Origin of the sequence: Nocardia brasiliensis, from assembly GCF_042691675.1 — a bacterium.
GTDB lineage: Bacteria > Actinomycetota > Actinomycetes > Mycobacteriales > Mycobacteriaceae > Nocardia > Nocardia brasiliensis_D.
In genome coordinates, this window is record NZ_CP170507.1 from 8,266,067 (window position 1) to 8,292,275 (window position 26,209).

The 26,209-nt window shown below is 68.1% G+C and carries 26 protein-coding genes; 12 read left to right on the forward strand and 14 right to left on the reverse strand.

Translation table 11 applies throughout. The annotated features are described in order from the left end of the window. Nucleotides 1-66: 66 nt before the first annotated feature. Together ACFK0J_RS38130 and ACFK0J_RS38135 are read right to left on the reverse strand one after the other, a co-directional pair. A complete protein-coding gene (locus ACFK0J_RS38130) occupies nucleotides 67-519 on the reverse strand; it encodes a DUF3151 domain-containing protein (protein ID WP_218479450.1) in 453 nt (150 codons plus the stop codon). Continuing rightward, entirely contained in the window at nucleotides 516-1,682 is a 1,167-nt protein-coding gene (locus ACFK0J_RS38135; protein WP_378734519.1) for a hypothetical protein, read from the reverse strand. Before ACFK0J_RS38135 ends, ACFK0J_RS38130 begins: the two co-directional genes overlap by 4 nt. A 28-nt stretch (nucleotides 1,683-1,710) precedes the next feature. Between ACFK0J_RS38135 and ACFK0J_RS38140 the strand changes: the two genes are divergently transcribed. The 3 genes from ACFK0J_RS38140 (at nucleotide 1,711) to ACFK0J_RS38150 (ending at nucleotide 4,772) form a co-directional block, all read left to right on the forward strand. Continuing rightward, complete coding sequence (locus ACFK0J_RS38140; protein WP_378734520.1) at nucleotides 1,711-3,069, forward strand: hypothetical protein; 1,359 nt, start codon at nucleotides 1,711-1,713, stop codon at nucleotides 3,067-3,069. Nucleotides 3,070-3,279: 210 nt separating this feature from the next. Continuing rightward, nucleotides 3,280-4,353, forward strand: a complete 1,074-nt coding sequence (locus ACFK0J_RS38145; RefSeq protein ID WP_378734521.1) for a fused (3R)-hydroxyacyl-ACP dehydratase subunits HadA/HadB — start codon at nucleotides 3,280-3,282, stop codon at nucleotides 4,351-4,353. A 113-nt stretch (nucleotides 4,354-4,466) separates the two neighbouring features. Then, complete coding sequence (locus ACFK0J_RS38150) at nucleotides 4,467-4,772, forward strand: excalibur calcium-binding domain-containing protein (RefSeq protein WP_378734522.1); 306 nt, start codon at nucleotides 4,467-4,469, stop codon at nucleotides 4,770-4,772. A 1-nt stretch (nucleotide 4,773) separates the two neighbouring features. Here ACFK0J_RS38150 and ACFK0J_RS38155 read toward each other — a convergent pair whose 3' ends face one another. Continuing rightward, a complete protein-coding gene (locus tag ACFK0J_RS38155) occupies nucleotides 4,774-5,892 on the reverse strand; it encodes a BTAD domain-containing putative transcriptional regulator (protein WP_378734523.1) in 1,119 nt (372 codons plus the stop codon). 35 nt (nucleotides 5,893-5,927) lie between these two features. Further along, the gene (gene fbaA / locus ACFK0J_RS38160) at nucleotides 5,928-6,962 is read right to left on the reverse strand and encodes a class II fructose-bisphosphate aldolase (protein WP_378734524.1); all 1,035 of its coding nucleotides are present in this window, start codon (nucleotides 6,960-6,962) and stop codon (nucleotides 5,928-5,930) included. 329 nt (nucleotides 6,963-7,291) lie between these two features. On the opposite strand from fbaA, the gene ACFK0J_RS38165 reads away from it, so the two are divergent. The 3 genes from ACFK0J_RS38165 (at nucleotide 7,292) to ACFK0J_RS38175 (ending at nucleotide 10,170) form a co-directional block, all read left to right on the forward strand. Further along, a complete protein-coding gene (locus ACFK0J_RS38165) occupies nucleotides 7,292-7,948 on the forward strand; it encodes a VTT domain-containing protein (protein ID WP_246634846.1) in 657 nt (218 codons plus the stop codon). A 52-nt stretch (nucleotides 7,949-8,000) separates the two neighbouring features. After that, a complete protein-coding gene (locus ACFK0J_RS38170; protein ID WP_378734525.1) occupies nucleotides 8,001-8,651 on the forward strand; it encodes a DedA family protein in 651 nt (216 codons plus the stop codon). Between the two features lie 76 nt (nucleotides 8,652-8,727). Beyond that, nucleotides 8,728-10,170, forward strand: coding sequence for a lipase maturation factor family protein (locus ACFK0J_RS38175; RefSeq protein ID WP_378734526.1), 1,443 nt, complete (start codon nucleotides 8,728-8,730; stop codon nucleotides 10,168-10,170). Here ACFK0J_RS38175 and ACFK0J_RS38180 read toward each other — a convergent pair whose 3' ends face one another. From ACFK0J_RS38180 to ACFK0J_RS38190, 3 genes are all read right to left on the reverse strand, one after another. Next, nucleotides 10,171-11,259: a glycoside hydrolase family 76 protein gene (locus tag ACFK0J_RS38180; RefSeq protein WP_378743310.1), complete on the reverse strand. Its 1,089-nt coding sequence runs from the start codon at nucleotides 11,257-11,259 to the stop codon at nucleotides 10,171-10,173. Between the two features lie 201 nt (nucleotides 11,260-11,460). Next, nucleotides 11,461-12,105 (reverse strand): LuxR C-terminal-related transcriptional regulator, encoded by a 645-nt coding sequence (locus ACFK0J_RS38185; protein ID WP_378743312.1) that lies wholly within the window; start codon nucleotides 12,103-12,105, stop codon nucleotides 11,461-11,463. Nucleotides 12,106-12,113: 8 nt separating this feature from the next. Then, nucleotides 12,114-13,487 carry a sensor histidine kinase gene (locus tag ACFK0J_RS38190; protein WP_378734527.1) on the reverse strand — a complete coding sequence of 458 codons (1,374 nt, stop codon included), beginning with the start codon at nucleotides 13,485-13,487 and terminating at the stop codon, nucleotides 12,114-12,116. 92 nt (nucleotides 13,488-13,579) lie between these two features. Here ACFK0J_RS38190 and ACFK0J_RS38195 point away from each other — a divergent pair, with 92 nt between their 5' ends. The 3 genes from ACFK0J_RS38195 to ACFK0J_RS38205 all read left to right on the forward strand — a co-directional run bounded on the left by ACFK0J_RS38195 (nucleotide 13,580) and on the right by ACFK0J_RS38205 (nucleotide 15,194). Further along, nucleotides 13,580-13,915, forward strand: a complete 336-nt coding sequence (locus ACFK0J_RS38195) for a DUF4190 domain-containing protein (RefSeq protein ID WP_218472158.1) — start codon at nucleotides 13,580-13,582, stop codon at nucleotides 13,913-13,915. A gap of 46 nt (nucleotides 13,916-13,961) precedes the next feature. Beyond that, the gene (locus tag ACFK0J_RS38200) at nucleotides 13,962-14,648 is read left to right on the forward strand and encodes a TrmH family RNA methyltransferase (RefSeq protein ID WP_378734528.1); all 687 of its coding nucleotides are present in this window, start codon (nucleotides 13,962-13,964) and stop codon (nucleotides 14,646-14,648) included. 99 nt (nucleotides 14,649-14,747) lie between these two features. Then, entirely contained in the window at nucleotides 14,748-15,194 is a 447-nt protein-coding gene (locus tag ACFK0J_RS38205) for a hypothetical protein (protein ID WP_378734529.1), read from the forward strand. 22 nt (nucleotides 15,195-15,216) lie between these two features. Here ACFK0J_RS38205 and ACFK0J_RS38210 read toward each other — a convergent pair whose 3' ends face one another. From ACFK0J_RS38210 to clpB, 7 genes are all read right to left on the reverse strand, one after another. Continuing rightward, entirely contained in the window at nucleotides 15,217-15,924 is a 708-nt protein-coding gene (locus ACFK0J_RS38210; RefSeq protein ID WP_378734530.1) for a lysoplasmalogenase, read from the reverse strand. A 73-nt stretch (nucleotides 15,925-15,997) separates the two neighbouring features. After that, nucleotides 15,998-17,062, reverse strand: coding sequence for a beta-ketoacyl-ACP synthase 3 (locus ACFK0J_RS38215; RefSeq protein ID WP_378734531.1), 1,065 nt, complete (start codon nucleotides 17,060-17,062; stop codon nucleotides 15,998-16,000). A gap of 44 nt (nucleotides 17,063-17,106) precedes the next feature. Then, nucleotides 17,107-17,688, reverse strand: coding sequence for an orotate phosphoribosyltransferase (gene pyrE / locus ACFK0J_RS38220; RefSeq protein ID WP_218472163.1), 582 nt, complete (start codon nucleotides 17,686-17,688; stop codon nucleotides 17,107-17,109). A gap of 2 nt (nucleotides 17,689-17,690) precedes the next feature. Then, a complete protein-coding gene (locus ACFK0J_RS38225; RefSeq protein ID WP_378734532.1) occupies nucleotides 17,691-18,008 on the reverse strand; it encodes a hypothetical protein in 318 nt (105 codons plus the stop codon). Between the two features lie 46 nt (nucleotides 18,009-18,054). After that, nucleotides 18,055-19,230: a hypothetical protein gene (locus ACFK0J_RS38230; protein WP_378734533.1), complete on the reverse strand. Its 1,176-nt coding sequence runs from the start codon at nucleotides 19,228-19,230 to the stop codon at nucleotides 18,055-18,057. A gap of 68 nt (nucleotides 19,231-19,298) precedes the next feature. Beyond that, complete coding sequence (locus tag ACFK0J_RS38235; protein ID WP_378734534.1) at nucleotides 19,299-20,102, reverse strand: DUF5666 domain-containing protein; 804 nt, start codon at nucleotides 20,100-20,102, stop codon at nucleotides 19,299-19,301. 74 nt (nucleotides 20,103-20,176) lie between these two features. Next, nucleotides 20,177-22,732 carry an ATP-dependent chaperone ClpB gene (clpB, locus tag ACFK0J_RS38240; protein ID WP_378734535.1) on the reverse strand — a complete coding sequence of 852 codons (2,556 nt, stop codon included), beginning with the start codon at nucleotides 22,730-22,732 and terminating at the stop codon, nucleotides 20,177-20,179. 264 nt (nucleotides 22,733-22,996) lie between these two features. Between clpB and ACFK0J_RS38245 the strand changes: the two genes are divergently transcribed. The 3 genes from ACFK0J_RS38245 to ACFK0J_RS38255 all read left to right on the forward strand — a co-directional run bounded on the left by ACFK0J_RS38245 (nucleotide 22,997) and on the right by ACFK0J_RS38255 (nucleotide 26,151). Then, complete coding sequence (locus ACFK0J_RS38245) at nucleotides 22,997-23,932, forward strand: NADP-dependent oxidoreductase (protein ID WP_378734537.1); 936 nt, start codon at nucleotides 22,997-22,999, stop codon at nucleotides 23,930-23,932. Between the two features lie 225 nt (nucleotides 23,933-24,157). Further along, nucleotides 24,158-25,315, forward strand: coding sequence for an FAD-binding oxidoreductase (locus ACFK0J_RS38250; protein WP_378734539.1), 1,158 nt, complete (start codon nucleotides 24,158-24,160; stop codon nucleotides 25,313-25,315). 14 nt (nucleotides 25,316-25,329) lie between these two features. Continuing rightward, nucleotides 25,330-26,151, forward strand: a complete 822-nt coding sequence (locus ACFK0J_RS38255) for an FAD-binding oxidoreductase (protein WP_246634241.1) — start codon at nucleotides 25,330-25,332, stop codon at nucleotides 26,149-26,151. Nucleotides 26,152-26,209: the final 58 nt, after the last annotated feature.

The following is a 26,209-nucleotide window of genomic DNA, read 5'->3' on the forward strand; positions in this document are numbered from 1 at the left end:
CGAGCACACCCGTCACCCGACCGCCACCCCCCATCGAATCGCTTCGCGATCCCGCATCCCTACGTCTCAGTCGAGACCGAGCTCGGCGGCGGCTCTCGGATCGCAATCTTCCAGCAGATCCAGGCAGCGCGCGTACTCTTCGGTCTCGCCGATCACCTTCGCCGCGCGGGCCAGCGCACCCACACTGCGCAGGAAACCGCGGTTGGGTTCGTGGCTCCACGGCACCGGCCCGAAGCCCTTCCATCCGTTGCGGCGCAGCAGGTCGAGGCCGCGATGGTAGCCGGTGCGGGCGAACGCGTACGCGGCGACGATGTCGTGGTTGATCGGTTCGTCGTTGGCTTCGCCCCGGGTCAGCGCGGCCTCGGCCAGATATGCCCAGGCGATCGAGGCGGCCGGATGGTCGGCCGCGACGCGGACCGGATCGGTCTTGTCGAGCAACGCCTCTTCGGCGTCGGAGATTTCGGGGAGGAGTACCGGTTGCGGGCCGAGCAGATCACCGAACGAGGTCATGCGGTTCATTGTTGCACCGGTGCGGGATTTGCCGATCCGCGTACCTCCGCATTCGCTCCCGCCGTGCGCGGTCTGCAGCCGGACTTTGTCCCGCTGTGCCCGTTAAGCTGGCCGTCGAGTTCCATGTTCCGCCTGAGCGAGGGGTAGTGCGTGTCCGACCCGAACGACGACAAGAACCCGGCACGGGAGAGCGCCGACCCGGCAAACCCGGCCGGAGCGACCGCACGCCCCGACGCCCCCACGGAACGCACCACCGTCGCAGGCGGCGGTGCCCGTCCGGCGGAACCACAGGCCGCTGCCCCTACCCGCCCCATCCCAGCGCCGGGCTCGAACGCGACCGGTACGGCGGGCAGCACAGGACCTGCGCCGAACTCGTCGTCGCCGCCCGCCTCCACTGCCGACAGTTCGGCAAAACCGGGCGCTACCGCGCCGGGCACATCGGCGAACCCACACTCGACCGCGCCGGGCACATCGGCGAACCCACACTCGACCGCGCCGGGCACATCGGCGAACCCACACTCGACCGCGCCGGGCACATCGGCAAGCCAACGCTCGACCCCGCCGGGCGCTTCGGCAAGCCAACGCTCAACCCCGCCGGGCGCTTCGGCGAACCCACACTCGACCGCGCCGAATACGTCACCGAACCGGACCTCGACCGCACCCGACTCATCGGCTGTGCCGGACTCGACCGCGCCGGACGCGTCGCCGAACCGAACCACCGCCGCACCCGGCTCCTCGGCTGCCTCGGACTCGACCGCAGCAGATGTTGAGGACTCGGGCCCGCCTCGCGATAACCCTGCCACGTCGACGGCTGGCACCGCGAGCGATTCGGCTCCGGCCAGTTCCTCCTCGGCCCGCGCCGAATCCGCCGGTGCACAGAACACGGACCCGGCCGCGTCGCGCGCCGAGAGCTCCGCGCCCACTTCCGGTACCGCGTCGACCGGGAGCACTGCGAGCGATTCGGTTTCTGCGGGTGCCGCACGCGCAGCTGCGTCGCGGCAGCCGGACTCCACCGCGTCCAACTCCGGCGCAACACCTGACAACGCCGCAGCGGCAACGTCTTCCGCGTCGGGGACCACGACCCCGACCGGCCAGACCGCTCCCTCGGCAGCGACCGACTCGCCCTCTGGTCGGACGCCGAGCGCTACGTCCGCAACCGCGACACCGGCCAACTCGACGCCCGGTACGGCGTCTCCCTCGGTGTCAGCCGACTCGCCTGCTGATCGCCCCGAGCCGCGCTCGGAAACCGCGGCAGCCCAACAAAATACGCCCGCATCCGGTGGTGCTGCCGCCGACATTGCCCGGGGCGGCGCGGCCGATCCCACTGCGGGAGCCAAGGCGGAAACCCACGCGTCGACCGAAGACGCTCCGGCGAAGCGTGCCGCCGAAGGTGTGCTTCCCAGCGCCCCCGCGGCGTCCGAGGCCGCGACAGAAGCGATCGAACGCGGCGATCGGAACCAGCCCGGATCCGCGGCAACCAGCAAGAGCGCGCCGGGCGCGTCGGCGCCGCCCGAGAAGACGACCCCGGCGACAGACGTGGATGGTGACGCGCCCACCACGGTGATGCGGGTACAGCGGCCCGCACCGCCGGTCGAGAACGCCGGGCCCGAGGCCGACACCGTCAAAATGCCGACGAAGGCTCCCGGGACCGCGCCGGACGCCGGACGCCAGCCGCCGCCGGGCTCCGAGGACGTGACCGTGGCGATGCCGGTGATCAAGCCGGACGATGCGCAAACCGTGGCGCTGCCGATCCAGCGGCCCGCCGATGCGCCCAAGCCCGCCGGGACCGATCGGGTCGTGCCGGGCGCGGGGCGGGTGCCGATCACCAAGCCGCCGAGCACGCCGCGCCCCGCCCCTGGACCCAAACAGCCTGGCCAGCAAGGTCCTTCGGCCCCGCCGCAGAGCGGACCCGCACCGGTCGAGGAGACCCGTCCCGCGCCGCCGCGGCCGCCCATGCCGCGCCAGATGGCGTCGGCTCCCTCCCCGGCGGATGTGCAGCCGACCCTGCCCGCACAGACGCTCGGCGGCCCGCGGCCACCTCAGCCCAGGCCGATCGCCCAGCCACAGCGCATTACACCCGCGCAGGCGCCGTCCGGACCCGCGGCGACCGGATCAGGTCGTTCCAAGAAGTGGCTGCTCGCCCTGGCCGGTGCCGCCGTGCTGGTGGTCGTGCTGATCGGGGTGGCGGTCGCGGTGGTCGTCAACTCGACGAACAATTCGCCGGAGGCCCAGGTCCGGGCCGCCATCACCGACTACACCCAGGCGCTGCAGTCCGGTGACCTGACCGCGCTGCGCGACACCACTTGTGGTCCGCTGCACGACTTCTATCAGGGCATCCCGGCGGATCAGTTCGCCGGCGTGCACCAGCTGTCGATGGAGCGCAGGAACATTCCGGTAGTGGACGGCGTCGACGCCATCCGGATCACCGACGACACCGCGATCGCTCAGGCCACCGTGTATACCGAGGCCGATCCGAGCAAACGCTCCGCACGCACCTTCGACCTCCAGCGCACGGACAACGGGTGGAAGGTCTGCGATCCGCCCACCAGCACGCCCTAGCTCGCGACACCACCCACTTCGAATCGGTGAATCGGCTGTCCGCCACACGGACAGCCGAGCACCATCAATGCGTTTGATAGCCACGGAGTATCGCGCAAGCCCCGAAAATGACGAACAGGCAAACTCGATAGCAATTCCGTATCGATCGGCGGTAGTCCTGCTCACACTCAGCTGGTCACGGGTCCGGTTCATTAGTAGCGTGGCCGCATCATGGGCAGGGAACAGACGATGGCGCTCGAAACCGATGACCTACCGCAGACGGCGACGCTGGCCGGGCAGCGGTTCCGCGTTCGGGACCACTATGAAGTGGGCCGGGAAAAGATCCGCGAGTTCGCGCGGGCGGTGCAGAACCACCACGGCGCGCATCAGCAGGAAGCCGATGCGCACAAGCTCGGCTACGACGGCGTCATCGCGCCGCCGACCTTCGCCTCGGTGATCGGCTCGTCCGGCACCCGTTCGCTGCTCGAATCGGTGCTCACCGAATACGACCTCTCGCAGATCCTGCAGACCGATCAGGTTTTCCAGGCCTACCGGCCCATCCTGGCCGGTGACCGGCTCACCAGCGAGATCCTGATCGAGTCGATCCGCCAGTTCGGCGACAACGATTTCGTCGTCGTCCGGTCCGCTTTGGTCAACCAGCGCGACGAGCTCGCGCTGATCGGCTCGACGACAATCGTGGCACGGCGCGGCGCCGAGGTGGACCCGAACCTCGCCGACGTGGTCGACAACATCATGATGCACGGCCAGGTCGTCGAATTCCCTACCGGGGACCACGGATCGGACGACAACTCCGCGTTGATCCCGCTGGGCATCGGCGAACTGCCCGTCCCGGCGGCCGACCGCGAGATCGCACCGGTACACACGCTGCCCGACTTCGACCAACTGTCCGTCGGCGACCAGCTCCCGGCCGAGTCCTTCCGGCTGGCCCGCGGCGACCTGGCCAATTACGCGGGTGTGTCCGGCGATGCCAACCCGATCCATTTCAGCGACCACGCCGCGCAACTGGTCGGCCTGCCCACGGTGGTCGCGCACGGCATGCTGACCATGGGCTTGGCCGGCGGCTACCTGACCTCCTGGCTCGGCGATCCGACCGCCATCGAGAAGTTCAGCGTGCGGTTCTCCGGCTTCGTCCCGGTGGCCGCGGACGCGGCGAGCACGGTGGATTTCACCGGCCGGATCAAGGCGCTCGACCCGAGCACCCGTACCGCGACGATTGTGCTCGGCGGCACCTCGACGGGCCGAAAGCTGTTCGGCCGGGCCATCGCCGAGGTTCGGCTGGCCTAGGCGACGCTGCGCGCGAGCGCAATCATCGCAGCTCGAGCTGGGTCGGCCGGACAATTTGCGGCCCAGGAAATTCGCACCCCACGACGGCGCTGTTTCGGCGCACGATGGATGGCGTGAGTTATTCAGTAATCCGCCGCGCGACACCCGCGATCGGTGCCGCGTGTCTCATGGTCGGCGCCCTCACCCTGGTGCCGCCGACCGCCATCGCCGAGACCCCCACCGCCGCCTTCATCGCGCGTCCGGAGTCGCATGAGCGGCCGGACCGGGACGGCAAGGGCGAATCCGAGAAGAAGCGAAGGGTTTACACCAACTGCGCTCAGGCGCGAGCCGAACACGCGGGACCGATATACCGCGGGCTGCCGCAGTACAACCCGATGCTCGACGAGGACGGCGACGGCATCGCCTGCAACGAGTGGTGATTCACTGCGCCGCCTGGAAGACCAACATCGTTGCGCCGATGCGGATCTCGTCACCGTCGGCAAGCAACGCGCCGTTCTCGATCGGTTCGTCGTTGACGTAGACGCCATTGGCCGAGTGCAGGTCTTTGATCAGCAGACCGGCCCGGCTCGGCATGATGTGCGCGTGATACCTGCTGGCCTTCGGGTCGTCGAGCACCAGGTCGTTGTCGGTCATCCGGCCGATCCGCAAGCCGCCCTGCGCGATCGGCACCACCCGGCCGTCGGGTAGTCGCAGCTGCCCGCTGCGCACCGTGCTCGGCGCCTCGGTGACGGTCTCGGTCATCGCCGCGGCCATCCGCTCGACCTGCCTGAGTTCGACGGTACTGAGCGGTTCCTGGCGCAGCACCCGCTGTTCCAGCTCGATCAGCGCTGGCCCCGGATCGATGCCGAGTTCCTCGGCGAGCACGGTACGCACCCGGCGGCACGCGTCGAGCGCGTCGGCCTGGCGGCCGGACAGGTACAGCGCGGTGATCAGCTGTCCCCACAGCGGTTCGCGCAGCGGATGCTCGGTGGTCATCGCGACCAGCTCGCCGATCACCGATGAGGCGCGCCCGCAGGCGATTTCGGCGTCGATGCGGGCGGAGGCGACGGCGAGCCGCTCCTCGTCCATGGCGGTGGCGAAACCGTCGGCGAATTGCAGCCCGGCCAGATCGGCCATTGCCCGGCCGCTCCATTCGCGCAGTGCGGCACCGAAAAGCTGGGCGGCACCGGCATGATCGCCGAGCGCGGCCGCGCGGTTGCCCGCCTCCCGGCTCGACTCGAAACGTCCGAGATCGCAGGCGTTCTCAGCCACCTCGAGCCGATAGCCGGCGGATTCGGTGCGCAACACCTGCGCCGGATCCACGCCCGAATTACGCAGCGCCTTACGAATGTTCGAGACGAACACCTGCAGACTCGCGGCGTAGGAATCGGGCGGATCCTCGTTCCATACCATGTCCGCCAGCGCGGCCGAGGACACCGCGCGCCGCCGATTCACGGTGAGCGCGGCGAGCAGCGCCCGGGGCTTGGGCCCGCCGACCGCCACCGGCTCACCGCCGACGAGCAACCGGACGGGCCCGAGCACGCGCACATCCAGACACATGAGCTGTCGAGCCCCCCGGTGGGTTGGTGGTGGGGTCAGGCGCTGATCGACCTTCCCGCGGACTTCAGATCATTGCATGCCTCGGTGACCCGCGCCGCCATCGAGGTTTCGGCCTTCTTGAGGTAGCTGCGCGGGTCGTAGACCTTCTTGTTACCGACCTCACCGTCGATCTTCAGCACGCCGTCGTAGTTGGTGAACATATGGGTGACGATCGGCCGGGTGAAGGCGTACTGGGTGTCGGTGTCGACGTTCATCTTGACGACGCCATAGCGCAGCGAGTCCTCGATCTCCGACTTCAGCGAGCCGGAACCACCGTGGAAGACGAAGTCGAACGGCTGCGCGTCCTGGCCGAGACCGAGCTTGGCCGCGGCCACCTTCTGACCCTCGGCCAGCACCTCGGGCCGGAGCTTCACATTGCCCGGCTTGTAGACGCCGTGCACGTTGCCGAAGGTCGCGGCGAGCAGGTACTTGCCGTTCTCGCCCGCACCGAGCGCGTCGATGGTCTTCTGGAAGTCCTCGGGCGAGGTGTAGAGCTTGTCGTTGATCTCGGCCTCGACGCCGTCCTCTTCACCGCCGACGACGCCGATCTCGACCTCGAGGATGATGTTGGCCTGCGCGCAGGACTTCAGGAGTTCCTTGGCGATGTCCAGGTTCTCGTCGATCGGGATCGCGGAGCCGTCCCACATATGCGACTGGAACAGTGGGTGCTGCCCGTTCTTCACCCGCTCCTGGGAGATGGCGATCAGCGGCCGGACGAAACCGTCCAGCTTGTCCTTCGGGCAGTGGTCGGTGTGCAGCGCGATGGTGACGTCGTACTTCGCGGCGATCACGTGCGCGAATTCGGCCAGCGCGACCGCACCGGTCACCATGTCCTTCACGCCCTGGCCGGAGCCGAATTCGGCGCCACCGGTGGAGAACTGGATGATGCCGTCGCTGCCCGCGTCCGCGAAGCCCTTGATGGCCGCGTTGATCGTCTCCGACGACGTGCAGTTGATGGCGGGGAAGGCAAAGGAGTTCGCTTTGGCCCGACCGAGCATCTCGGCGTAGACCTCCGGAGTCGCGATGGGCACAGTAAGACCTCCGTGTTGTTGCGGCAAAGACCTATTTTGTCAGCCACCACCCTAGGACAGCAGTGTTTCGCCTGGTATCCAGGGAGGCCGGAAAAGTTACCGGCCGGTGGTCCACCCGGAACCAGCGAGTGACCAGCCGGTAGTTTCGCGCTCAGCACGGGGTTTCTCAGCCGAACCCGGTACTGTGGGGCCGGTAATTGCGCTGGCAGCTTCCGACGGGGTGGCAAGCGATCAGGCCAGCCATATCCAGAACAGGAGACCGCGTGATTCTGCTGGCAGCGACAGAATCGGTGACGAGCAACATCGCCCTCACGGAGTTGCTCGACCCGATGCACCTGCTCACGGAGACGTGGCTGAAGAATGCGGTGCTCCCGGCCATCCTGGTGATCGTCTTCATCGAGACCGGCCTGCTCTTCCCGATCCTGCCCGGCGACTCGCTGCTGTTCACCGGTGGCCTGCTGGCGGCGCAGCCGAATCCGCCGGTGTCGATCTGGGTGCTGGTGCCCGCCGTCACGTTCATCGCCTTCCTCGGCGATCAGAGCGGGTATTGGATCGGCCGGGCCATCGGCCCCGCGCTGTTCCACAAGGAAGACACCCGCTTCTTCAAGAAGCACTACGTCACCGAGACGCACGAGTTCTTCGAGAAGCACGGGCCCAAGACCATCATCCTGGCCCGGTTCGTGCCGATCGTGCGCACCTTCATGCCGGTGCTCGCGGGTGTGTCCAAGATGAACTACCGCAAGTTCGTCGCGTTCGACATCGTCGGCGCGATCCTGTGGGGTGGCGGCGTCACGGTGCTCGGCTACTTCCTCGGCAATGTCGCCTTCATCAGGGACAACGTCGAGGCGATCTTCCTGCTCATCGTGTTCGTCTCGGTGCTGCCCGGCATCATCGCGGTAGCGAAGCGGCTGCTCAATCGTGGTGCGGAGCCGGTAGCCCGGCCGGACGCCGAGCTGGCCGCCTCGACGAACGAGCCGACCCGCTAAGCGCGTGTTCGCGGCGTCCTCGCCCCTGGCAGTGGGCACTTTCGATCCGCTGATGTCGGCGGGTCCGGCGCTCGTCTGGACAGTGGTGCTGGCCTTTGTCTTCATCGAGTGCGCGATCATTCTCGGGCTTTTCCTGCCCGGTGACTCCATGCTGATCACCGCGGGCATCGTGATGGCGTCCAACGCCTCGGGCGAGGCGCAGGTCTGGGCGTTGTCGCTCGGGACGATGCTCGCGGCCATCGCGGGTAACCAGGTCGGCTACGTCATCGGGAACCGGACCGGGCATCGGCTGGTGGCCCGCAAGAACGGCCGCTACATCAACACCCGCAACCTGCAACGGGTCACCGAGCTGCTGGAGCGGCACGGGTTCGTCGCGGTGTTGATCGCCCGGTGGATTCCCTGGGTGCGCACGCTGTGCCCGACGGTCGCGGGCGCGGCCGGGATGGACCACCGCAAATTCACCGTGGCCAGCACGATCGGCGCGATCATCTGGGCGCCGGTGCTGCTGCTCATCGGGTACTACGCGGGGAACTTCCTGGACCGGGTGCCGTGGTTGATGCCCATCGTGATCGGCACGCTGGTGGTCGGCCTGATCCTGGGAACCGTGCTGGGAATCCGGCACTACCGGCAGGAGATGGCGAAGCCGCCGGAGGAGTTCGAGCTGGAGACCGCGAGCAGCGGCGTGGCCGAAGCCGAACACTGACCTCTGGGTTTCCCGCAAACGGGCTCGGGTACGCAGCTGATGCGAGCGAACTCCCGCCGTCCGAGGAGCTGCGGGCATGGACTGGTTCACGGCACCCGAATACTGGCTGAGCAGACTGGTCTTCCAGCGCGGGCTGGCGGTCATCTACCTGATCGCCTTCCTCGGCGCGGCCCTGCAGTTCCGGGCGCTCATCGGCGAACGCGGGATGCTGCCGGTGCCGCGATTCGTGCGGCGGACGCCGTTCCGTTCGGCGCCGAGCATTTTCCAGGTGCACTACTCCGATCGGTTCTTCGCCGTGCTGGCCTGGACGGGGGTCGGCTTGTCGGCGGCCGTGATCGTCGGGGCCGCGGACTTGGTGCCGCTGTGGGCGGCGATGCTGATGTGGCTGGCACTGTGGGTGTTGTATCTGTCGATCGTCAACGTCGGGCAGCGGTGGTACTCGTTCGGCTGGGAGTCGTTACTGCTGGAGGCCGGGTTTCTCGCGATCTTCCTCGGTAACGACGAGACGGCGCCGCCGGTACTGGTGCTGTACCTGACCCGGTGGCTGCTGTTCCGAGTGGAGTTCGGCGCCGGATTGATCAAGTGGCGCGGCGATCCCTGCTGGCGCGACCTGACCTGCCTGTACTACCACCACGAGACCCAACCGATGCCCGGACCGCTGAGCTGGTTCTTCCACCGGTTACCCAAGCCGCTGCACCGGGTCGAGGTGGCGGCCAACCACTTTGTCCAATTGGTCGTCCCCTTCGGGCTTTTCGCGCCGCAGCCGGTGGCGAGCGTGGCCGCGGGGATCGTGGTCGTCACCCAGCTGTGGTTGGTGCTTTCCGGCAATTTCGCGTGGTTGAACTGGGTGACAATCCTGTTGGCGCTCACCGTGATCGACGGATCGCTGGTGGGGAAGGCCCTGCCGGTGCCCGAGGCGCCCGCGGTGCCGGAGCCGCCGATGTGGTTCGCGGGCGCGGTGCTTGCCTGCACGGTGCTGATGGTCGCGCTGAGTTACTGGCCGGTGCGCAATATGCTCTCCCGCGATCAGCGAATGAACATGTCCTTCAATGCGTTTCATCTGGGCAACACCTACGGAGCGTTCGGCAATATCGGCCGGACCCGCGAGGAGGTGGTGATCGAAGGCACCGACGACCCGACCATCTCCGAACGCACGGTGTGGCGGGAGTACGAATTCAAGGGCAAGCCGGGCGATCCGCGGCGGCTGCCGCGCCAGTGGGCGCCCTACCATCTGCGGCTGGACTGGTTGATGTGGTTCGCGGCCATCTCGCCCTACTACGCGCGGCCCTGGCTGCTGCCGTTCGTCGAGCGACTGCTGGTGAACGACCGGGCGACGCTGCGATTGCTGCGCCACAATCCGTTCCCCGATGCCCCGCCGAAGTACGTGCGCGCGCGGCTCTACGAGTACCGCTTCAGTACCCGCCAGGAGTTGCTGCGTGATCGAGCGTGGTGGCAACGCACGCTTGTCGGTGAGTATCTGCCACCGTTGACCTCGGGAAAAGCGAAGTCGGCGTCCTGATCACAGGCCCGCGGCGCTGACCTGGTACGCGGCCTCCATCAGCATCCAGCCGGACAGCTGCACCGACAGATCGCGTTCCGGCACCCGCGAGGAGGTCACTGAACCGCCGGGCGTGAACCGGCCCGCCCCGGCAATGCCGCCCGGCAGCGTCGCCGGTTTGCCCCAGTCGTGCCCGAACAGCGGCTCGCCCTCCACCTCGAGCCGGTTCGCCCAGGCGGCGGTCGCGGAGGCGCGCACGATCGCGGCCGCGGCGCGCCGATCGGCCTCCCGCGCGGCGTCGTCGCCGGGCAGCATCAGCGCGACCAACGCCAGGTAGCGCGCCAGGATGCCGTTGAACAGTCCGCCGTCGCCGCCACTGCCACCGTTGACGACGCCGCGGGTGGTCAGGTGCTCTTCGACGGCGCCGAGTAGTCGATGGACCCGCTCCACGTGCTTCGGCTCACCGGTGTGCACCGCGAGCTCGGTTTCCACGCCAAGGACAACGCCCTGGCAATAGCTGTACACCGGCCGCTCGATCTCCCCGGACGGCAGGTGAATGCCGTCGAGGATCAGGCCGGTCTCCGGATCACGCAGCGTCGCGTCCAGCCAGTCCGCCATCTCCTGGGCGCGCGCTTGCCGTCCGAGCCGCAGCAGCGCGATGGCGGCGGGGCCGTTGGCGGGCGCGTTGTAGTAGTCGGCGCCGATCCGCCACGGCAGGCCGCCGCCGACCGCCGGGTTCCAGCCGTCGTACAGCGGCTTCTCCAAGGCGATCAGCCCGCTGCGCGCCTCGGTGACGCCCGCGATCCGCTCCGCACGTTCCAGCGCGATGGCCAGCCAGGCCATGTCGTCGTAGTACTTGTTGGTCCAGCCGCTGATATTGCGGATGCGGTGCGAGCGCGCGATCGCGGCGATCCGCTTGCGGCGCACCGGAGTCGGCACCCGATTGGCCGCGTCGACCGCACAGTCGATCAGATGAGCCTGCCACCAGTAATGCCACGAGGCGAATGCGCGTTCCCGCTTGGTGGCCGGCCAGCCGACCACCGCCAATTCTGTTCCGGGCAAGGCCCATAACGCACGCAGGTGCCGGGAAACGATGGCGGACTCCGCCATATCGGCCCGTTCGGACCAGAGCGCGGGCGTCACAGCGGCCTCCCTGCCTGCCTGCGAACGGCCGCCCAGCGACCGCGGTCTCGCGTGCTGCGGGTCCTCGGCCCTCCGCGTGGTCATGCGTCAATGGTGCCAGTCCGGCCCGCATTTACGCGCCCGATTTGTTACGGAAGCGATGTGTATTCGTTTTTACCGCGGCTGCGTTCAGGAAGCTTTCAGGCGCAGTACCGCCAGCACGCGGCGATGGTGGGTGTCGGACGGGGGAAGATCGAGTTTGGTGAAGATGTTGCCGATGTGTTTTTCCACGGCGCGTTCGGTGACGGTGAGGGCGGTGGCGATGGCGTTGTTGGACAAGCCCTGTGCCATCAGTTCGAGCACCTCGCGCTCGCGCGGGGTGAGCCGGGCCAGGGAATCCTGTTGGCGGGATGCGCCCATCAATTGGCTCACCACCTCCGGGTCTAGGGCGGTGCCGCCGGTGGCGACCCGTTGGAGTGCGTCGACGAAATCGCGGACATCGGCCACCCGGTCCTTGAGCAGGTAGCCGACACCGCTCGCGCCAGCAGCGAGAAGTTCGGTGGCATAACGGGTTTCGACCCATTGGGAGAAGACGAGCACGCCGGTCATCGGATATTTGCGGCGCAGTTCGATCGCGGCGAGCAGGCCCTCGTCGGTGAAGCTGGGCGGCATGCGCACGTCCACGACGGCGACGTCGGGGTTGTGCGTGCCGACCACGTCACTCAACGTTGTCGCGTCGCCGACCATGGCGACGACTTCGTGGCCGCGCTCGATGAGCAGGCTCGCGAGGCCGTCACGCAGGATCGCGCTGTCCTCCGCGATCACGATCCGCAGCGACTCGCTCACCGCGAGCCGTCCTTCGGCAGCAGGATGGTGACCACGGTGGGCCCGCCGGTCGGGCTCTGCACGGTGAGCGTGCCGTCGACGGTGCGGGCCCGGGCCGCCAGACCCGAAAGTCCGCTGCCTACCCCGAGTTCCCCCGGAGCCGGTTGCAGAACACCGCCGATTCCGTTGTCCCGCACGGTGACCGAGATGGTCCGCGCATCCGTCGGCAGCACCGAGATCCAGGCCCGGGTGGCGTTGGCATGCTTGACCACGTTGGTGAGCAGCTCGGCGACCGAGAAGTAGGCGATCGCCTCGATCGCCGGACTCGGACGCTCGGGCAGGTGCACCCGCAGTTCCACCGGAACCGAGCTGCGCGCGGCCAGCGTCTCCAGTGCCGGGCCGAGCCCGAGTTCCAATGCGGGCGGGTGGATTCCGCGCACCAGCTCGCGCAATTCGGTCAGCGCCTCCTTGGAGCTGGCGTGCGCGTCCGCGATCAGGTCGCGCGGATCACCGCCCGCGGACAGCCGATCCTCCGCGCGGCCGAGCGCCATCGCGATGGTGACCAGACGGGCCTGGGTGCCGTCGTGCAGATCCCGCTCCAGCCGCCGCAGCGTGGCCGTCGAGTCGTCGACCGCCGCCTGCCTGCCCTGTTGCAATTCGATGATCCGCCGGTCGCCCTCGGTGGCGGTGAGCAACGCCATGCTCAGCAGCCGGTGCAGCCAGCAGACCGCGCGCAGCAGCCAGGGCAGCAGGAAGCAGCCGAGCACGCCGATCGCGGCGAGACCGAGCACCCGGGGCCAGGTCTCGATGTAGTAGTCACCGAACTGGGCCAGCGAATGATGTTCCACGCCTTGGGCATCGACATTGGTCGGATGGAAGACCAGCCATGGGATCGGCGAGATCGCGGTGAACACCGTCATCGCGGTGAAGACCAGCACGAGATAGCCGACCACCACCCCGAGCACGGCCTGCGCGAGCAGGAACAGCGCCGCCCGCCAACTGGCCCGGTCGGTGAACGCGCTCTTGAGGAAGCCGATCAGGCCCGGCGCGGGCGCGAACGGCGGCGGCGGCGTCAGCCGCGCACCGAGCAGATCCTTGGCCAGCGCCCGGTAGATCCGAGCCCAGGTCCGCCCGCCGAGCAGCACCAGGGCCAGGATCGGCAGTCCGATGATGGTGAGCGAGATCAACAACCCGCCACCCCAGCCGAGGTACATGTACGCGACGGCGAGGCAGCCGAGGACGAACACCGTGAAGACATAGACGAGCTCTTTCCAGAAGCGGGCCTGGAACGGAGCCCGCAGCACCGCGCGGGCCACCTGATCGGCGGACCGTCCGGCTTTCCCGGGCGTCGGGTCGAGCACGAGGGTGGGTTCGGCGTGTGTCTCGGTCATGGCTTCCATGGTTGTCGGCGCGGCGGCGGTCTTCGATGGAGCTGTCCGCCGAATGTGGGGTGTAGCCAGCTACACCAACTACCATCCTGCTGATGAGCTACCCGCCGCAGCCGCCGCCGTACGGTTATCCAGGTTACGGAGCTTACGGACCGCCGCAGGAGCACCCCCAGGCCACCATGATCCTGGTCCTCGGCATCCTGAGCTTGGTCTTCTGTCAGATCATCGGTCCGGTCGCCTGGGTGATGGGCAGGAAGGCGCTCAATGAGATCGACGCGTCCGGCGGCGCGCTCGGCGGCCGGTCGAATGTGATGGTCGGCTATGTCTGCGGAATCATTGCCTCGGTGCTGGTCATCCTCGGCATCCTGTTCGTCGGGCTGTTCATCGTGCTCGGCATCGCCGGGGTCTGGGACAGCACCAGCACCTACTGATCGGCCACCCGCCGCCGCCGCCGCGGCCGGAATTAGCATCGTCGGAGTGAATCACCCAGTGCCGGACGCGGCCGAGCAGGACCCACCGGGGCCCACCGAGTGGGGCGAGCACCCGCACGGCGTCGGCCCATGGGCCACCGAGCACGACGAGCCACCGCCGGACGACCCACGGCTCGACCCCGAACTACTGGCGGGCGGCGACCGTCGCAACGTGGTCGACGCCTATCGGTACTGGACCCGCGAGTCGATCGTCGCCGACATCGACCGGCGCAGACACCCGTTCCACGTCGCCATCGAGAACTTCGGGCACGACGCGAACATCGGCACCGTGGTCCGCACGGCCAACGCCTTCGCCGCGGCGGCCGTGCACATCGTCGGGCGGAAGCGGTGGAATCGTCGCGGCGCCATGGTGACCGACCGCTACCAGCACATCGAGCATCACGCGAGCATCGATGAGCTGCTGGACTTCGCCGCCCGCGAGCAGCTCACCATCGTCGCGGTGGACAACGTGCCGGGCTCGATCCCGCTCGAAACGGCCGAACTGCCACGCCACTGCCTGCTGCTGTTCGGGCAGGAAGGTCCCGGCGTCACCGCGCACGCGAAAGAGGCGGCGGCCATGACGGTTTCGATCGCCCAATTCGGTTCGACCCGCAGCATCAACGCCGGTGTCGCCGCCGGAATCGCCATGCACGCCTGGATTCGGCAGCACGCGGACCTGACCGACGCCTGGTAGAGCTGCCCCGATCAACCGCCCCGGTCGCACGCTGATCCTGGCACGTCAGTGCCGCGGCGGGCCTATTCTGGAGGTCTGACAGTCGGGGTGGAGGCTGGAATGGATCACGGGCGAATTCTGCGCACGGTGGTCGGGGTGACCGCCGGGTACCTGATCGTGCTCGGACTGTGGTTGGGGTGGGTGGTCCAGCACACGCCGCCGGGGACATTGCCCTATCAGATCCTGGCATTGGTCGGTCTGTTCGGATCGTGTCTCGGGATCGGGATGATGGTGGCCTCGCGGCCGTCGAAGGCGGATCGGCGGTTGTGGCGGGACGGGCTGGAGGGGTGGGCGACGGTGCACGGGGTGCATCCCCTGGAGCGGACCGATCATCAAACCGAGCTGACCGAACTGGATCTGGAGCTGACCGTCCCGGGGTCCGAAAGCTACCGGGGCACAATCGTTTTCGATGTCACCCCGGCGGACAAGCCGAGGCTCGCGGTGGGCGAGACGATTTCGATCCGCGTCGATCCGGCGAACCGCGATCGAATCATTGTTGTGCTGTGACCGGCAAGAACCGGGCGCCGTGCTATTCCGTCACCGGGACAACAGCTTTCACGTGCGCCCTCGGGTCGGCGAGGAGGAATTGGGCGGCGGCATAGGTCGCCAGGATGACACCTTCGGTCAGCCGCCTGGCCCGCTGCCCGCGGACGAAGATACGGCGCAGCACGATGAGTCCATCGGACACCGTGAACAGCAACGCACCGACGCCGAGCCGACTACGCGGATCGCGATTGGGAACATTAACGCCCGCAATGTTTTTCGCGTCGGGCGCGAGGCCAGGGTCCGACGCCAGTACCGCCGCCGTGCCGAGCGCCGCGCCATAGGCGGTGAGCGGTGTGGCAACCGTCGGCGCCCGCACCCGCATCAACCCCGCCGCGCCCAGCCAGGCGGCCAATCGTGGCACCGCCACCGCAATGCGCGGCCGAGCGCCCTGCCGCAACCACAGCGCGGAGTAGCCGGTCTGCATCACCGCGAACGCCGACGCGCCCGCGATCAGTCTGCGGTCGTCGTCGGGGTCGATGAGCAGGATGTCACCGAGGGTCGCGGCGCCCAGCGAGCCGAGCAGCAATGCGCGATCGGTGGGGGCGATAGCGGTTTCCTCGGTGGCCACGTCGGCGGCCAGCAACGGCATCATCAGCGGTTTCGCGATCCACTGCACCTTCTCGCGGCCGGTGACGGCGGCATAGACGGTGACGGCGGCCGCGGCGAGGAACCCGGCTCGGAAGAACCGCATTGTGCGCGGCGTGAGCGATGGGCCCGGAGGCGGTAGCTTGCGTAACCACGTAGGGACCCGTGAGCGCCGCAAATCAGGCACTGAAGCTCGGCTCGATCGGCTTGGGCGGCAACGTGACGACCTGACCCGCATAGCTCAACCCAGCGCCGAAGCCGAGCAGCAGCGCCAGCTGACCACCCTTGGCCTTGCCGGTCACCAGCATCTCCTCCATCGCCAGCGGAATGGAGGCGGCGGAGGTATTGCCGGTCTGCTCGATGTCGTTGGCCATCGGGATGTCGTCGGCCAGGCCGAGGTTCTTCTTCATCAGCTCGTTGATCCGCGCGTTGGCCTGGTGCGGGACGAACACTTCGATGTCCTCCTTCGCCACCCCGGACTTCTCCAACGCGGTGGACAGCGCGCGCGGCAGCGTGACCGCCGCCCACCGGAAGACGCGGGGGCCCTCCATCCGCAGCGACATCCGGCCGATCGGCTCGACGGCCGGGTCGGTGCCCTGCATCGCCTGCGCCTTCTCCATGTAGTCGAGGAAATTGACGTCCTGCGCGATCGCGGCCGCGTTCTCACCGTCGCTACCCCACACCGTCGGCGAGATGCCGTTCTCCTCGCTCGGCCCGACCACCACCGCGCCCGCACCGTCACCGAAGATCATCGCGGTGCCGCGGTCGGTCGGGTCGAGTCCGACGGTCATCGTCTCGGCACCGATCAGCAGCACGTACTCGGCCGAGCCCGCCCGGATCAGATCGGCCGCCACACCGAGGCCATACCCGAAACCGCCACACCCGGAGGTCAGGTCGAAGGCGGGGATCCCGTTGATACCGAGGTCATGCGCGATGGAGGGGGCGCCGTGCGGGGTCAGCATCAGCCAGCTCGACGTGGCCAGGATCAGTGCGCCGATCTTGGACCGGTCGATGCCGCTGTTGACCAGCGCGCGCTCCCCCGCTGCAGCCGCGATCGACTGCAGCGTCTCGTCGCCGCTGATCCAGCGCCGGTTGCGGATACCGGTGCGCTCGTAAATCCATTGCGGCGTGGAGTCGAGGACCTTGCACACCTCGTCGTTGCTGACGACGCGCTGCGGCCGATACGCACCGATCCCGAGCATCGCAACGTTGTCGCGATTCTTGTTGATTGCAATGCTCACCACTGGAGACGACCCTTCGCCTTTGAAGAACTAGACCGCTGTCCAGGCTATCCCAGGGCCAAATCCTTCAATCCGAGGATGGAGCGATACTCCAGTCCTTCGGCGGCGATCACCTGGTCGGCACCGGTTTCCCGGTCCACGACGGTGGCCACTCCGACCACGATCGCCCCCGCGTCGCGCAGCGCGCGCACGGCGGTGAGCGGCGAGTTTCCGGTGGTCGTGGTGTCCTCGACGACGAGCACCCGCTTGCCGACGATGTTCGGTCCCTCGATCTGCCGCTGCATGCCGTGGGTCTTGGCCGCCTTGCGCACCACGAAGGCGTCGATCGGCCGGCCCGGCGCGTGCATGACCGCCAGCGCGACCGGGTCCGCGCCCATGGTGAGCCCGCCGACGGCGTCGAAGTCCCAGTCCGCGACCAGCTCGCGCAGCAGCTTGCCGATCAGTGGTCCCGCGCTGTGGTGCAGCGTCGCGCGGCGCAGGTCTACGTAGTAGTCGGCCTCCTTGCCCGAGGACAAGGTGACTCTGCCGTGCACCACGGCGAGCTCGCGCACCAGCGCGGCCAATCTGTCTCGGTCGGCACCGGAACCGGTACCGAGGACCGCTTGATTATTGGTTGCCTCGTCGATCATTCCTAAGTCCTTCCGCGTGCGTTGAACAAGCCGCGATTCAGTCGGGCCGCCAGGGTTCGCGGGATCAGTCCGGCGACGGTAGTGAGCGCTTTGTACTGCACACCGGGCACACTGAGCACCCGGCCCTTCTCCAGATCACGCAGGGAACCGGCAGCTACCTGGTCGACACTCAGCCATAACGCTGTCGGCAGCGACGACGTATCACGGCCAGGGATCACCCCGGCCACGCCGGCGAGGTTGACGATCGATCCCTTGGCCGCGGCGATCATAGACGGCACAGGTGCGCGGGTGAACTGCACCACCGCGGGGTGTTCGGTCATCTGCGCTCGATCGATCGGACGGGTGCGACGGGGCCGACGCCGCCGATCACTGCGGCACAGGTCCCTGATACGGACGGAAGCCGGGGTGGAACGGGCCACCGGGCGGCTCGGCCGCCTGGTCGTCCTCGCGCGGCGCCGGGCGGCGATCGGGCTGCTCGTCCGCCCACTCGTCGGCGGACCGCTCCACACGCGCGGCGGAGCGCTCGTTACGCGGCGCCGGGGACCATTCCTCGCGCTGCTCCGGCGCCCACTTGTCCCGCTGTTCGGGCGACCGGCCGTCGCGCTGCTCAGGGGCCCGCTCGTCGGCCGTCCTGCGGTCGTCGCGGACCCGGGCCCGCGCGTCCGGCACCACCGCCAGCGACGGGCGGCGCGGAGCTTCCGGTTCGTCCGGCGCGGACAGCGGAGCGCGGTCGTCGTCGAAGTCCTCGTCGTAGGCCTGCTCGACGAAGGGTGGCTCGTCGAACTCCTCGTCCTCGCGCAGCCGCGGCGGCTGGACCCTGGCGGCGCCGACGGGTCCGTCGAGGTCCTCGTCGTCGTCCGGCTCCGCCGGACGCTGGCGGCCGCGCGGGCGCGGGCGGCCGGGATCGTGACCGCCGCTGTCGAAGCGCGGCTCGCTGACCGGCGGCAGCACGTGCAGCAGACCGGACAGGCGCAGTACCGCGTCGATCGCGATTTCCCAGTCGCGCGATGCGGTGCCGACGGACAACATGCCCAGCGTCCAGTTGCCCTCACTCCAGAGCATCTGCACGGTGTCGGGCAGCGTCTCGATGAACGCGACCATCCGCTGATCGACGGCGTGCCTGGCGATTTCCGGGTTGGTCGCGAAAACCACCCGGTCGCCGATGGCGCCGAGTAGTTCGAGATCGGCGTCCTTCGGCGGCGACGCGGTCTTGAGCCGCATGTCGACATCGATGTCCGAGCCGATCTGACGGCGCACCGCGATCAGGGTCGCGGAGTCCTCCAGATCGAAGAGCACGAACTTCTCGCCCTTGCGAATTCCGGACACCACGTCGACCGCGGAGAGGTAGCCGAGCTTGGCCAGCGCGCCCCGACGCCAGGTCGAGGGCAGCGCGGGTTCCACCGACACATACGTGTAGCCCTGGGATTTCGCCCAGACCTGCCGCGCGTGACCGGTCCGCTGTCGCTGGATCCGATCGAAATACAGCAGCACGATCGCACCCACGAGTGCGATCGCCGCCAAGCCGAACCACATTGCCGTCATCGGTGTCCAGCTTATCTAGGTCAGTGAGCGAATGCCCGACGCCACCCGGGCTTGATCTGTCGGGTCGTTCATCGCACGCCGCCCGGCAAGGCGGTGCTGATGATGACCTTGGCTTGAATGGACCCGTCCGGAGCCTTTTCCCCCTGGATCAACACGATGTCTCCGCTGGGCAGATCGGAAACCTTGTTGCCGGACACCGAGATCACTTGGGTATTGGCGTCGGTGTGCACGGTGACCGTGGAACCGAGCAGGGTGCTGACGGTGAGTGTGCCGCCGTCGTTGGTGGTGATGGTGCCCATGGTCGCGCCGAGATCGTCGATGCCGCCGAGGCCGGGCACGCTCGGCATCCCGCTCGGCCCGGGCTGGCCGGAGCGTGGTGTTCCCGGGGTCGGCCGGTTCGCGGTCGGGAAACTCGACGTACTCCCGGCACTGGTCGACCCGGAATCCTTGCCGCCCAACAGCACTCCCCCGACCACACCGGCCACCGCGACCAGCGCGACGACCCCGAGGCCGAGCGCGATCCACAAGCCGGTATTGCGGCGCGGCGGCTGTTCCGGCGGCGGCATGCCCGCGCCGGGCGGGACCGGACCACCCGGCGGCGGCGCGACCCCCGACCACTGGTCACCGTAGGTGCTTTCGTAGGCGCCCCATTGATTGTCGTGCGGCGGGAACGCGCGAGTGGCGTTCGGCGGCGGCGCTGACCATGGGTCGAACTGCTCGGTCGCCGGATACGCCGAGGGCGCCCCGGACCCGTACGCCTCGGAGTATTCCGCGGTGTGCTGGGGCTGCTCGAACCCGGACTTGCCCGCCGGATGCTGCTCGGTCGGTGCGTCCTCCGGCCGCTGCCCCCACGGATCGTTCGGGTTGGTCATGGCCTCCAGGGTAGGCCGGGAGCGTCCGTCCGGCAGTCAGGTCGACATACCCCGGACACTCCCGGCCGTTCCGGTTACTTGCCGACGACCAGACCGTCGCCGTCCGGGCTCGTGGTCACCCGCACGGTGTCGCCGTCGGCGATCTCACCCGCCAGTAGCTCCTTGGCCAGGGTGTCACCGATCGACTGCTGCACCAGCCTGCGCAGCGGCCGCGCACCGTAGACCGGGTCGTAGCCGCGCACGGCCAGCCAGAACCGGGCCGAGTCGCTGACGTCCAGCTTCAGCCTGCGCTGCGACAGCCGCTTCTGCAGCTGGTCGAGCTGGATGTCGACGATGTGTTCCAGCTGTTCCTCGTCGAGCGAGTGGAACATCACCACGTCGTCGAGGCGGTTGAGGAACTCCGGCTTGAATGCCGAACGCACCGCGTTCATGACGAAGTCGCGATCGCCGCCCGCACCCAGGTTGGAGGTCAGGATGAGGATGGTGTTGCGGAAGTCCACCGTGCGGCCCTGGCCGTCGGTGAGCCGTCCCTCGTCGAGCACGGCGAGCAGGATGTCGAACACATCCGGGTGTGCCTTCTCGATCTCGTCGAACAGCACCACCGTGTACGGCCTGCGCCGGACCGCCTCGGTCAGCTGACCACCCTGGTCGTAGCCGACGTAGCCGGGCGGGGCACCGACCAGACGCGCCACCGAGTGCTTCTCGCTGTATTCGCTCATGTCGATCCGGACCATGGCGCGTTCGTCGTCGAACAGGAAGTCCGCCAACGCCTTCGCCAGCTCCGTCTTACCGACACCGGTCGGTCCGACGAACATGAACGAGCCGGTCGGCCGGTTCGGGTCCGCGACACCGGCACGCGCCCGGCGCACCGCGTCGGACACCGCCTGCACGGCGTCGGTCTGGCCGACCACCCGCTTGCCGAGCTCCTGCTCCATCCGCAGCAGCTTCTGGGTTTCGCCCTCCAGCAGCCTGCCCACCGGGATACCGGTCCACGACGCCACCACCTCGGCGATATCGTCGGGGCCGACCTCCTCCTTGAGCATCACTTCGCCGTCGGAGGCCGCGCCGGAGACCTTTTCGGCTTCGGTGAGCTGCTTTTCCAGCGCCGGGATCTTGCCGTAGCGCAGCTCGGCGGCCTTGCCGAGATCGCCGTCGCGCTCGGCCCGCTCGGACTCGCCACGCAGGGTTTCCAACTCCTCCTTGAGGACTCGGACCTGATCGATGGCGCTCTTCTCGTTCTGCCAGCGGGTCATCAGCTGGTTCAGCTTCTCGCGGTCGTCCGCCAGTTCCTGACGCAGCTTCTCCAGTCGTTGCTTGGAGGCCTCGTCGGTCTCCTTGCTCAGCGCGACCTCTTCGATTTCCAACCGCCGCACCGCGCGCTCGACCTCGTCGATTTCCACTGGGCGCGAGTCGATTTCCATCCGCAGCCGGGACGCCGACTCGTCGACCAGGTCGATCGCCTTGTCCGGCAGGAACCGGGAGGTGATGTAGCGGTCGCTGAGGGTGGCGGCGGCCACCAGCGCGGAGTCGGTGATGCGCACACCGTGGTGCACCTCGTAGCGCTCCTTGATGCCGCGCAGGATGCCGATGGTGTCCTCCACCGACGGCTCGCCGACGAACACCTGCTGGAAGCGGCGCTCCAGGGCGGCGTCCTTCTCGATGTGCTTGCGGTACTCCTCCAGCGTGGTCGCGCCGACCATGCGCAGCTCACCGCGCGCCAGCATCGGCTTGATCATGTTGCCCGCGTCCATCGCGGATTCCCCGGTCGCCCCGGCGCCGACGATGGTGTGCAGCTCATCGATGAACGTGATGACCTGTCCCGCACTGTTTTTGATGTCTTCCAATACGGCCTTGAGCCGCTCCTCGAACTCGCCGCGGTACTTGGCGCCTGCCACCATCGCACCGAGGTCGAGCGCGACAACGGACTTGCCGCGCAACGACTCCGGCACGTCGCCGGCCACGATGCGTTGGGCCAGGCCCTCGACGATCGCGGTCTTGCCGACGCCCGGCTCGCCGATGAGCACCGGGTTGTTCTTGGTGCGGCGACTCAAAACCTGTACAACGCGCCGGATTTCGGTGTCCCGGCCGATCACCGGATCGAGCTTGCCCGCGCGGGCCGCCTCGGTGAGATTGGTCGAGTACTTCTCCAGCGCCTGATAGCTGCCCTCGGGGTCCGGGCTGGTGACCTTGGCGCTGCCACGTACGGCGGTGAACGCCTCGCGCAGCGCGTCGGCGCTCGCGCCGTACTTGATGAGCAGCATCGTCACGTCCGAGTCGCCGCTGGCCAGGCCGACCATGACGTGTTCGGTGGAGACGTACTCGTCGCCCAGCTCGGTGGCCAGGTGTTGGGCGGCGGTGATCGCGGCCAGTGCCTCGCGGCCGAGCTGCGGGGTGGTGGTGGCGCCGGTCGCGCGCGGCAGCCGGTCCACGATGTCCTGGGCCTCGCGTCGCACCGTCGCCGGATCGACACCGACGGCCTTCAGCAGCGGGGCGGCGATGCCGTCGGTCTGGTCCAGCAACGCCACCAGCAAGTGGGCCGGACGGATCTCCGGATTACCCGCGGCGGAGGCCGCCTGCAGTGCGGCGGTCAGGGCCGCCTGAGTCTTGGTGGTGGGATTGAACGAGTCCACAAGTCACCTTTCTATTAGTCGATGTCACGGCGCCGGAGCCTGATCCGCGCGAACCTTCGCACGGCTTCGTGCCGTTCCTTATCTCCAACGATGGAAAGGTTGAGTCTGTTCCGCTCAAGTTTGGTTATTTTGCCGCGCCATGAACGGTACGCCGCGACACCCGTCCAATGCGATGAATCACAGCGTCCATGGGGTATGGATGCATACGATGACCATGGCCGTTAGTTGATGCATCACTCTTCAGCCCGATCAAGGAGCGAATGGATGCGCGCGATTGTCGTACGGAAGTTCGGAGCGACGCCCGAGTTGGCCGACATGCCGGTCCCCGAACCCGGACCCGGGATGGTGCGGGTGCAAATGGCGGCGGCAGGCGTCAATCCGTTCGACGCGAAGATGGCCGGCGGAATACTGGATGGCAAGCTGCCGCACGACTTTCCGATGATCCTCGGGGTGGACGGCGCGGGCACCATCGGCACGGTCGGCCCCGGCGTCAGCCGGTTCGCCGTCGGCGACCGGGTGGTCGGCAAGTTCCTCACGCCGCCGGTGGGCCACGGCAGCTTCGCCGAGTACGCGGTGATCCCGGAGACCGGCATTCTGGCGCGTATTCCGGAGGGTGTCCCGACCGTGGCGGCCGCCGCGCTACCCATCGCGGGCGTCACCGCGCAGGACATCGTGGATGCCACCAAGATCGAGCCGGGGCAGACCGTGCTGATCGTCGGCGCCACCGGCGGCGTCGGCTCGTTCCTCGTCCAACTGGCGAACATCGCGGGCGCGCATGTCATCGCCACCGCCCGCGGCGAGGTCGCCGACCAGATGACCAGGCTCGGCGCCGCGGAGACCGTCGACTACACCGCGGGCTCGGTGCGCGAACAGGTCGCGGCTGCCCACCCCGCGGGCATCGACCTCCTCTACGACCTGGTCAGCCCGCCCGCGGCACTAGCCGAACTGATCGGCCTGGTGCGCGACGGCGGCACCGTCTACTCCACCATCTTTTCCACCGACGAGAATCTGCTGCGGAAGAAGGGCCTGCACGGCGGCAATATCGAATCCACCGGCGGCGCACCGGAATTGGCGCGGCTACTGGAACGGGTGGCCGAGGGCGATGTGGTGGTCCCGATCGACGCGACCGTCCCGCTGGCCGACGGCGCGGCCGTCATCGGCGCATCCGGCGCTCGCGGCAAAACCGTGCTCGCCATCTGAAGGCGTTGCCGACCGGCCTCGGTGTCGGGCACGGCGCCCGACGACCGAGGTGTGATCTCGACGGCAGGGCCGCAACACCACCCGTTTGCCGACCGATTACCGTTTGGCCCGGTCTTCAGGTCCTAACCAACACGACCATGGCATTTTCAGGGATACTGGTCGGCGGAGGACCGCCGGTTACGGGTACGTCCCCGGGCAGAACTGAGGGAAAGGAAGCTCCACGTCGTGGATGCGCGTTCGGCTGCGCTGGTCCGCGCCAACTTCCGTTCGGTGATCGAGGCACCGAACGGACCCGAGCGGTTGGTCAGTGCGTTCTACGGTCATTTGTTCGCCGAGAACCCGCAACTGCGTGAACTCTTCCCGCCGGCGATGGATATGCAGGCCAAGCGGGTCTGCACCGCCATCCAGTACGTGCTCGATCATCTGGAGGACTGGGACCGGGCGCAGAAGTTCCTGGAGCAGCTGGCTCGCGACCATCGCAAATACGGGGTCGACGCGGCACACTACGACGCCGCCGGTCGGGCCTTGCTCTCCGCGTTCCGCGCCTACAACGGCGCGGCCTGGCACCGGGGTCTGGAGGAGGGCTGGCGCGACATCACCATCCTGATCTCCGCGTCCATGGCGATCGGCGCGAATTCCGACAAATCTCAGCCGTACTGGGAGGCGACCGTGGTCGGCCATCGCCGGGTGCTGGAGGACCTGGCCATCGTGCGGCTGCAATCCGAGAGCCCGATCCCCTACCAGGCCGGACAATACGTGCCCCTCACGGTGCCGCAGCGCCCGAAGATGTGGCGCTACTTCTCCCCGGCCATCCCCGCGAACCCGTACGGCGAGATCGAATTCCACATCCGCAAGATCCGCGGCGGCTGGGTGAGCCCCGCCATCGTGAACGAGACCAGGGTCGGCGACCGCTGGCAGATCGCGGGACCACTCGGCGGATTGCACGTCGACCGGGACAGCGGTCGCGATGTGCTGATGATCGGCGCGGGCACCGGCATCGCGCCCTTGCGGGCTCAGTTGATCGAGATGGGCCAGCGCGGCATCAACCCTCGGGTGCACTTCTTCATCGGCGGCCGCTACCCGTGCGACCTCTACGACGTCGAGAACATGTGGCAGCTCTCGCAGAGTAATCCGTGGCTCACCATCGTTCCGGTCTGCGAGCAGAAGACCAATCCGTGGTGGTATCCCCATCCCCCACAGGAAGAGCCATACGGCATGCACCGCCGGTTGATCGGTAACCTGGGCGCCGTGGTCGCGAGCTTCGGCGCGTGGGCGGACCGGCAGATCCAGATCGCCGGGTCGGCGAAGATGATCGCGGACACCCGACGTGCGTTGATCGCGGTCGGTACTCCGGAGCACATCATCAGCTCCGACCCTGTGTGATGAAGGAGGGTCCTATGGGGACGGCAGCCGACGGAGTCGGTGGGGCGGGTAGGACGCCGCGGGACCCGAGCGCGCTGGGCAACGGCGCACATCAGCCGCCCGAGTGGACCGCAACCGTGGTCGGGCACCATCGAATCCGGCACGATCTCGCGGTGATCCGGCTGATCGGCGAATTCGTCCCGTTCATCGCGGGCCAGTCCGTCGAGGTCACGGTGCCGCAGCAACCGAGCATGCGACGCAGATTGTCCCCGGCCCTGCCGCCGTCGCTGGACGGCAAGCTCGAATTCCATGTGCGCACCGTGCCCGGCGGCTGGTGCAGCGGGTCGATCGTGGCCGACACCCGGCCCGGCGACGAATGGCGGATCCGCGCACCCCTCGGGACCTTCGCGGTCGACCCGGCGGGTGACGAAGTGGTGATGATCGCGGGCGGCACCGGGCTGGCCCCGATGCGGGCGCAGATCCTGGACCTGGCGCGCGAGCCGGAACCGCCGCGCACCTACCTCTTCTTCGGTGGCCACACCCCGCGTGACCTGTACGCCTCGGACATGCTGTACCTACTAGCCGGTGAATTGCCTTGGCTCACCGTCATTCCCGTGGTGGAGAGCCCGGACGATCCCGGCTGGGAAGACGAGTGGTACGAGCGCAGCCGCGTCGCCATCGGCTTCCCGCCGGACGAGATGCTCTACGGCACCTTGGCCGAGGTCGTCGGCTCGCACGGGGCGTTCGAGAATCATCAGGTGCTGGTATGCGGCTCGCCCGCGATGGTCAATGCCACGGTCGATCAGCTGCTCGCCACCGGAACCCCGCCGGAGCGAATCCAATTCGAAGGATTATAGGCACCGCCGTACTCGCCGGAATCCGGCCGCGGTACTGGGCGCGACCGGATTCCGGCGG

Coding starts and splice junctions, on each gene's coding strand:
- ACFK0J_RS38130 (WP_218479450.1), bottom strand. CDS start 519: ATGAACCGCATGACCTCGTTCGGTGATCTGCTCGGCCCGCAACCGGTA.
- ACFK0J_RS38145 (WP_378734521.1), top strand. CDS start 3,280: ATGGGCAGGGAACAGACGATGGCGCTCGAAACCGATGACCTACCGCAG.
- ACFK0J_RS38155 (WP_378734523.1), bottom strand. CDS start 5,892: ATGTGTCTGGATGTGCGCGTGCTCGGGCCCGTCCGGTTGCTCGTCGGC.
- ACFK0J_RS38165 (WP_246634846.1), top strand. CDS start 7,292: ATGCACCTGCTCACGGAGACGTGGCTGAAGAATGCGGTGCTCCCGGCC.
- ACFK0J_RS38170 (WP_378734525.1), top strand. CDS start 8,001: ATGTCGGCGGGTCCGGCGCTCGTCTGGACAGTGGTGCTGGCCTTTGTC.
- ACFK0J_RS38175 (WP_378734526.1), top strand. CDS start 8,728: ATGGACTGGTTCACGGCACCCGAATACTGGCTGAGCAGACTGGTCTTC.
- ACFK0J_RS38180 (WP_378743310.1), bottom strand. CDS start 11,259: ATGGCGGAGTCCGCCATCGTTTCCCGGCACCTGCGTGCGTTATGGGCC.
- ACFK0J_RS38190 (WP_378734527.1), bottom strand. CDS start 13,487: ATGACCGAGACACACGCCGAACCCACCCTCGTGCTCGACCCGACGCCC.
- ACFK0J_RS38195 (WP_218472158.1), top strand. CDS start 13,580: ATGAGCTACCCGCCGCAGCCGCCGCCGTACGGTTATCCAGGTTACGGA.
- ACFK0J_RS38205 (WP_378734529.1), top strand. CDS start 14,748: ATGGATCACGGGCGAATTCTGCGCACGGTGGTCGGGGTGACCGCCGGG.
- ACFK0J_RS38210 (WP_378734530.1), bottom strand. CDS start 15,924: ATGCGGTTCTTCCGAGCCGGGTTCCTCGCCGCGGCCGCCGTCACCGTC.
- pyrE (WP_218472163.1), bottom strand. CDS start 17,688: ATGATCGACGAGGCAACCAATAATCAAGCGGTCCTCGGTACCGGTTCC.
- ACFK0J_RS38225 (WP_378734532.1), bottom strand. CDS start 18,008: ATGACCGAACACCCCGCGGTGGTGCAGTTCACCCGCGCACCTGTGCCG.
- ACFK0J_RS38230 (WP_378734533.1), bottom strand. CDS start 19,230: ATGACGGCAATGTGGTTCGGCTTGGCGGCGATCGCACTCGTGGGTGCG.
- ACFK0J_RS38235 (WP_378734534.1), bottom strand. CDS start 20,102: ATGACCAACCCGAACGATCCGTGGGGGCAGCGGCCGGAGGACGCACCG.
- ACFK0J_RS38245 (WP_378734537.1), top strand. CDS start 22,997: ATGCGCGCGATTGTCGTACGGAAGTTCGGAGCGACGCCCGAGTTGGCC.
- ACFK0J_RS38255 (WP_246634241.1), top strand. CDS start 25,330: ATGGGGACGGCAGCCGACGGAGTCGGTGGGGCGGGTAGGACGCCGCGG.